At 78.5% G+C, this 800-nt stretch carries 1 protein-coding gene; it reads right to left on the bottom strand.

Annotation, left to right across the window (positions count from 1 at the left end; genetic code table 11):
• Window positions 1–800, bottom strand: an 800-nt coding sequence (locus DQW85_RS22025; protein WP_240197344.1) for a sensor histidine kinase, incomplete at both ends; no start/stop codon positions are given.

Here is an 800-nt window from a genome sequence, read left to right as displayed (position 1 = left end):
CGAACCGCCCGCCGGCGGCGGTCACCGTCGCGCGCATCCCCGCGAGCCCGCGCCCCTCGGCGTGCGGCGTCCGGCCGGTGGCAGCTCCGCCCTGGTCGGCCACCTCCAGTACGAACTCGCGCGGGCCGTCGGACGCCCGTACCAGGGCGCGGGTGGGACCGGCGTGGCGCAGGACGTTCGTGAGGGACTCGCGCACGACCCGGTAGACGGCCTCGTGGAGGCGGGCGGGCACGGGCAGGCCGGTGGGTTCGACGTCCACCCGCAGACCCGCGGCCCGGACCCGGCCGATGAGCGCGGTGAGGTCGCCATGGACCGGGCCGAGAGGCCCGGCGGCATCGGGGCCATCGAGAGGAGGCGAGGCGAGTTCGGGGCCGTCGGGAGGGGGCGAGGCGAGTTCGGGGCCGTCGGGAGGGGGCGAGGCGAGTTCGGGGCCGTCGGGAGGGGGCGAGGCGAGGCGGTCGAGGGCGGCGCGGAGCTCGGTGAGCGCCGTCACGCTGGTCTCCCGGATCGCCTGGAGCGAGGCACGGGTCTGCTCGGGGTCGTCGTCGAGGGCGACGAGCGCGATCCCGGCCTGCATGGCGATGGCCGCCAGCCCGTGCCCGGCGGCGTCGTGCACCTCACCCGCGATCCGCGCCCGCTCCGCGGCGAGCACCTCGTGCCGCGCTGTGGCGGGCCCGTCCGGGCGACCGGCGGGGGTCGGGGAGGCGCGCTCAGCGGGGTCCAGAGAGGCGGTGCCCAGGGAGGCGGTGTCCGGGGAGGCACGTCCGGCGGTGTCCGGGGAGGCGAGAAGGGTGTCCGGG

This window comes from Nonomuraea lactucae (genome assembly GCF_003313395.1).
GTDB lineage: Bacteria > Actinomycetota > Actinomycetes > Streptosporangiales > Streptosporangiaceae > Nonomuraea > Nonomuraea lactucae.
The sequence above is the reverse complement of the archived record's forward strand: the minus strand, read 5'-3'. Positions and strand labels throughout refer to the sequence as shown.